This is a genomic window from Dolichospermum sp. LEGE 00246 (assembly GCF_015207865.1).
GTDB classification, from domain to species: Bacteria; Cyanobacteriota; Cyanobacteriia; order Cyanobacteriales; family Nostocaceae; genus Dolichospermum; species Dolichospermum heterosporum.
Genome location: NZ_JADEWA010000652.1, coordinates 1 through 2,110 on the forward strand (window position 1 = coordinate 1; position 2,110 = coordinate 2,110).

The 2,110-nt window shown below is 41.7% G+C and carries 1 protein-coding gene and 1 rRNA gene; both read right to left on the minus strand.

The window, feature by feature from the left end:
- Positions 1-158: ribosomal RNA gene (locus IQ228_RS25125) — 16S ribosomal RNA — on the minus strand; the annotation flags it as partial.
- Between the two features lie 447 nt (positions 159-605).
- Positions 606-2,084, minus strand: coding sequence for a S8 family peptidase (locus tag IQ228_RS25130; protein ID WP_193964866.1), 1,479 nt, complete (start codon positions 2,082-2,084; stop codon positions 606-608).
- Positions 2,085-2,110: the final 26 nt, after the last annotated feature.

Genomic DNA, 2,110 nt, shown 5'->3' on the forward strand with positions numbered 1-2,110 from the left:
GGTATTAGCCACCGTTTCCAGTGGTTGTCCCCAACCTGAAGGTAGATTCTTACGCGTTACTCACCCGTCCGCCACTATCTCCGAAAAGACCGTTCGACTTGCATGTGTTAAGCATACCGCCAGCGTTCATCCTGAGCCAGGATCAAACTCTCCATTTTGTGTTTTCGAGTTTGTTGGCTCCGAAATTAGTTAAAATCTCGAATCCTCTTTCAATTATCTTTACGACGAGGATTGGTTTAATCTATTCTTTCAAAGTATTATTTTTTCTCGGTTCAGTTGTCCGGGAGTTGTTTCTTTCTCTCGGCACTTATTTAATATAGCAATCCTTCCTTTTTCTGTCAAGGGGGTTGAGAAATATTTTTTTAGGGGGTGGGTGATTTCAGGGACTGAAAAGCTGGAAACGTTGAGGGGAGAGGATTTTTCCCTAGTGGCGTTTGTTTTCACTGGTTCAGATTGTTTTTTTTGGTAGTGGATTAGGGACTTCCAATTAAAAAAATACCCAAAAATTTCTCGTGGTGCGGGACGAATTGCCTGCTAATCATCAAGGACGGGCAGGATGCCCATCCCACAAAATTGGGTAATTTATTTTTTGGTGTTCCCTTAGATCAATGCCAATAGCTGTTTTTATAATACTGTTTATCAAAACTATCTTCACTGTTGCTGTTTGCTGGGGTGTTGTCGTAGAAATTTAGTTTGAATTGGGTAACGGATTGTGCCAGACTTTGACCGTAGTAGTTAAACTGCTGTACTGTCACTGTTGCCATATTGCCGAAATGCAACTCCAACTGATTTTCGCTCTTGGAGACAACTATAGGAGGAAAGGGAGTAGAGGTTGGTGTTGGAGATTGCAGCTTAAAAGGCAATTGTGAAATTATATTAATTAGTTGCAGAGGGAAAAAAGAGTCTAGAGGGGGGAAAAGAGATGGCATTTTCGGTCCTGGCTGTGAAGGTGTTGTCGGCTCTGGAGGATTAGTGCTATTCGCAGATGTGCTTCTAATAATTTGGAGGACTTGGCTTTCGGTTAGGTTATGGTTAGCACTAAGCATAAGAGCGACGACCCCAGCAATGTGAGGGGCTGCCATAGAAGTGCCATTGTAACTGGCATATTGATTATTAGGTATTGTGGAGTAAACATTAACTCCGGGGGCGGTGACATAGGTGATTTCTTCAGGACCAGACCGGTTGGAAAAATCTGCAAGATTATTATTTTCATCTACTGCACCTACGGCAATTCCTGAATTATAGGCGTAGCGGGCGGGATAGGATGGAAGTGAGCCACTATTATTACCTGCTGCCATGACGACTATTACGCCTTTGCTACTGGCATATTCAATGGCCGACTTGAGCGTATCGCTAGAGGAATTACCTCCTAGACTAAGGTTAATTACATTTGCGCCATTATCAACTGCGTAATAAATACCCTTAGCGATATTCGAGTAAGAACCTGAGCCATTGGCATCTAGGACTTTGACTGGCATAATTTTGGAGTTATAGGCAATGCCAGTAACACCAATGCCGTTATTTTCTGCGGCTATGGTTCCAGCAACATGAGTGCCATGATCATTATTGTCTAAAATATTATTGTTGTTATCTATAAAGTTCCAACCTTGAACATCGTCAACATAGCCGTTACCATCATCGTCTATTCCATTACCAGTTATTTCTTTGGCGTTACCCCAAATATTATTTTTTAAGTCTTGATGGTTGTAGTCTACGCCTGTATCTAGTACGGCAACAATAGTTCCTTGTCCTGTATATCCATTATTCCAGGCTGTGGGAGCTTTGATCAGATCCGCTCCCCAATTATTGCCACCCAAGTTGGGAGCATCTGTATAGGGACTAACGCCTGCGGCTTTACTGACTGCTAATCCGGCGTTAACTAGCCCATAGCCATTGTTAGAGTTATAGCTGCTATTACTAGCTATAGGGGAGTTTGTTTCTAGATTATGTTGAGAAGAATTACTATGATTACCCCAACTTATACTATTGTCGGTGGGATTTTGAAGGGGATTTGTTTGGGAAATAGCAGTGTAATTGATTTCTTTTTGAGAGGGGATGTTTTGATAAATATCAACAAATGACATAAGTATTTAAGCCTCAAGAATAGCAA

Coding starts and splice junctions, on each gene's coding strand:
- IQ228_RS25130 (WP_193964866.1), bottom strand. CDS start 2,084: ATGTCATTTGTTGATATTTATCAAAACATCCCCTCTCAAAAAGAAATC.